The sequence below is a fragment of the Vibrio sp. OPT46 genome (assembly GCF_015163535.1).
In the GTDB taxonomy this organism is placed as follows: Bacteria; Pseudomonadota; Gammaproteobacteria; order Enterobacterales; family Vibrionaceae; genus Vibrio; species Vibrio alginolyticus.
Window position 1 is genome coordinate 1 of the sequence record NZ_JADDYG010000687.1, and the last position, 4775, is coordinate 4775.

General features: G+C 44.9%; 1 protein-coding gene. It reads right to left on the bottom strand.

Features of this window, described 5'->3' with window-relative positions:
- A partial coding sequence (locus tag IQR33_RS34315; protein ID WP_228014125.1) for a tandem-95 repeat protein occupies positions 1-4775 on the bottom strand: 4775 nt, incomplete at both ends.

Sequence of the window (4775 nt, forward strand, 5' to 3'; positions counted from 1 at the left end):
TCATTGCCGAAACCACCAATTAAAATATCATTGTCTGCACCACCGAACAGCTTGTCGTCACCACCTTGTCCAAACAAAATATCATCACCTGAACCACCAGAGATGGTGTCTGCTTGGTCGTAATAACGAGACTGTTCAAATTCTGCTTGGTTTTCAGTAATGTAGTGATGAACTTCTTCTTTCGTAACTAACGAAACATCCTTACCTAGTTGAGATGCTACGTAGTTTTGTAGCGCGGAAACTCCTTGCTCACCATCGACGTCGAAACGCATGGCATCACCAAAAATAATGTCATTTCCATCAAGGCTGTTAATCTCATCTTTGCCTTGCATCAATGAAACTTCCTTACCAAGGATCACTTCTGCTAGTTGGTTTACATCTATGTTAGCCCTTACTACACCATCAGAGTCGAAGTTTTCTAACGAATCTTCATCTAAGTAGCGACCAAGACCTATCGAACGAACCTCACTAAATTCAGCCAATGCTTGATATGCGTTATTCGCTTGAGATAGAACATTATTTCCATAATCATCATAGACATATGAGTTAAGCATTCTCCCCACCTGTTCACCAGTAGAGAGCGAATACACCGCCCCGCGAAAATCTATGATTGTTTTATTGTTGTATGTGACTGTATCACCAAACCTGTAATCACTTGGCAAAACATCCGCTAGCGTCACTAACTTTTGTTCTGACACGCCAAGTACGACACCCTCCCAACCACTAAACCAACTCGTATTGTTATCCGTAGCTTGGTTTGGTTGACCATCAGATATGAAATAACTTAGGTTTGTTGCGCCACTATCGGCATTAGCAAACCAGTCTAGTGCAGATTGGAACCCGGCTTCATAATTTGTATTACCATCACCGATTTGTAAAATTGCATCCAATGTAGACTCTATTTGCGATGTTGCGTTGTCAGCACTCAAATCTAATTCAAGTACCTGAGAGCTCCCAGTAGCAAATGTGGTCAATAAAACGTTCACTTTGCCCGAATGAGGGCCACTAGCACTTTCGGTAAGAGTATTCAGCACTGTTTTTAGCTCACCTAACGCTAGACCAACGTCGTAACCCATGCTGCCTGATGTATCGAGCATAAAAGCAATGTTGTAGTCCTGCCCCTCGACAATCTGTAATCCTTGAACATCGCCAACAATCACATCATTGCTATCAGATCCAGCTATCTTGTTATCACCATGCGTACCGGAAACAAAATCATAATCTCGAACTGAAACAGAAGCCGTGTCCGTCCCCATTTGAGTATTGTTATTAACTTCAACACTTCCTGCCGTCGCTGTTACATCAAAATCTAACGAACCATTGTAATCGGCTGGTACAGTAATCGTACCGCTTAGTTGATGACTGGTTTGATTTGGTTCACTTGAAAGGTCAACCGTGTAAGAACCATCGCTGTTTTCAGCAACCGTTTTGCCATTCACCTCTAATGTTAGCCCTGAAGGAATTCCCGTTAAGGTGACGCTATCGTTAATGAATGACTCACTGCCATCCACATCGATAAGATCAAGGTTCAGCTCAAAAGAGACTTGCTGCTCTGTAAGTACAACATACTCTCCTGTGTTGTTATTTAGCTTGATAATGGCATCTTGGAAGATAAGTTGTTCAATTTCATAAAGGTGGTCACCCGACTCTTTATGAGTGCTCGAAACAACATCTTTTGTATCAATAAATCGGCTATCTTCGACAATCCAATACGGGACCTCTGAGTGGTCAGATGCAGGGTAATAGTTGAAGTTGTAATCAGACAACTTGCCAGAGTAAACAACTGTGTCCGTCTCCGCTTGATCATCTAATGAACCAATACCGCCATAGATAGAATCATTACCTCCTCCAGTCACAAAGATATCACTGCCTTGAGCATCAACGTTCGCACCTGCTTGTTGATCTCCGACAAAGCTCAGTGGCGATTCAGTGTCACCGCTTAGCATTAAGTCATTACCAACATGTCCGTTATTAAACGTTTGTGTCACCACATGTTCAAAGTCAAGCCCTGGTAAATTACTTGCCTCAAGCAGATCTTTAAGTTCTTCGTCTGTAGACCAGCTTCCGCCTAGTGTCACAGGTACAGACGTTACTGGACCGAAAGTAAGGTCAATCTTAATTGGGTCCGCGACAGGCTCTATGTCGATACTCAACGTACCTGAAGCAGAAGAATTGCCATCACTAACAGTGAAATGAATCTGCTCGTAAGTATCCAAGCCGTTCCCAACACCGTCTTTATCGAAAACATTTGCACCAGATTCATGTTCAGCAGGAACATAACGAACAAGACCATTTTCGATATCAGAAGCGAGCACACTTCCAGAAACCGCTTCCCAACCATCAGAACCTTTCACTTGCAGTGAGCCATTTAGAGCAGAAGTGTCAAACTCAACACTTATACTACTATCAACGATGCCTAAATGTTCTAGTGTTATAACAATAGCTTCGTCTTCTAATCCGGAAATTTCGTTGCTTTGAACTGCTGGCGGAACATCATTATCATCAATATAGCCAACGCCAGACACATCTCCGACTTTAATCACAAGACTCTCTGTTGATTCAACCAACTGATCATCAATACTTGGAATGGTAATCTCAAAGCCATTCACTCCGACTGGAACAATAAGGTATCCGCCCAAATACTTCACGCCATTAGTAAAAGTTGCGTTCGACAAATCAATGTCTTGAGAGCTCACACTAGAACCCTCTGCAGAGAAATCCACTTGATACTTAACGGTCTGATCTGTCGCGTTATTTAGTGAAACAGAAAACGTGACATTGTCACCCTCAACAACAGTAACACCTGCAATGCTCTCCACCACAGGTCCATTTTCCGCAACATTACCATCTAGTATTTCGTTAACGATATTGACCGTAGATGGATCACTAACTCCACTTTCAGAATCGACTGCCACATATCCAAAGCTATCCCCGGCAGGAATACCTTCTACATAACGTAACTCCCAGTTCCCTTCATTTTTCGTAGAAAAATCTAACTGAGTAATGACCGAACCTTCAGGAAGAGCTAGTTCTTGCCCAAAACCAACGCTTGTTTCTTGGAATAGCATGAAGTTGCCTTCAGGCTTCAAGAACTCGAACGTTTGAGTCTGTTCGATATTATTTGAATCTAAATACGTAACCGTAATAAGCGCAGCGTTGTCATCACCGTAATCAAACAATCCACCTAATCCATCTAAGCCAAGGTTTACGCTGCCCACAGGGTTATTAGACAAATCGATCGTAATTGTCTCGCCTTTCTCAATACCCTGCCCATCATTGTCAGCAATACCGTTTCCGATATGTGACACTTGGCGGTTGTATTGAGCAAGTTCACCACTATCAGAAGATATAGTGATGGAGGAACCATTAACTAAATGCTCAGTACGGGAGTGTGATGGACCTCCGTCCTCACTTAGCCCCCAATTATTGAAATCTGTTGTAGACTCGGAGCTATTTGGTATATCTGGGCGATCCTTGATACCTAATAAGAAACCCACATTATCAGCTTCATAGTAAAGGCTATCTTTTTCATAAAGAGTGTCACTGACTTCTTTTATTTCATGCAGTTCACCGTTGTTATCTCTGAAGAACAATGTTCCTGAGGTCGGTAGTTCAGTAATCCGCACATGCAAATCGTTGCCATTTAAGTCATCTTCAATATCCGCTATATGATCCTGAGAGTCGCCATCACCTAAAGGTTTCGTATCAGTATCAAATACAACTTGCGTCAAAGGCTTGTCAGTAACATGCGTAAAGTCCTCACTGTCAGGTCTGTCATTCACTGGCGTCACATCGACGTTCACCGTGGTGGACTCTGACACCCCACCTGACGTAACGATGTAGGTGAAGCTGTCAGCCCCGTGGTAGTTGTCGTTTGGCGTGTAAGTGACGCTGCCGTCCGGGTTGACCGAGACCGTGCCGTTCGCTGGACCGTTATTGGTATCCAGCGACACCACTTTGTCGTTGCCTTCGAACGTGTCGTTACCTAAGACCTTAATGATGGTTGGTGTGTCTTCCACAACCGTCGCTTTATCTGCCACGATATCCGCCACTGGCGCCACTGTGAAGTTCACCGTTTGGCTAACGCTTTCACCGCTTGGATCGGTGGCAGTAAAGGTCAGCGCTTCAGAGCCGTTCCAGTCTGCCGTTGGGCTAATGGTCGCGATGCCATTTTCAATCGACACCAACACGTTGCTGTTGCCAGAGACGCTGAAGGTCAGATCGCCATCGACGTTATCCACATCACTGAAGGCCGTATTCAGATCGATGCTGTATGGCGTAAAGTCTTCCGCCAAGGTTTGGTCTGCGATGCTGCTTTCAACCACAGGCGTGTCGTTCACCGCATTCACGGTGACGTTGACCGTTGCTTGGTCAGTCAGTGCACCATCAGTAATCGTGTAAGTAATTTCAGCGTCACCATGGAAGTTCTCAGCTGGCGTGAACACCAACTTGCCGTCAACAATCTCAACTGTGCCTTGCGCTTCAGGTACAGACGCCGATTCAATCGACAGCTTATCGCCATCGATGTCAGTATCGTTTGGCAGAACATCAATCGTCACTGGCGTATCTTCGTCAGTAACAGCGGTATCATCTTTTGCCGCTGGCGCATCGTTGACTGGCGTCACATCGACGTTCACCGTGGTGGACTCACTGACGCCACCGGAGGTGACGATGTAAGTGAAGCTGTCTGTACCGTGGTAGTTGTCGTTTGGCGTGTAAGTGACGCTGCCGTCCGGGTTGACCGAGACCGTGCCGTTGGCTGGACCGTTATTGGT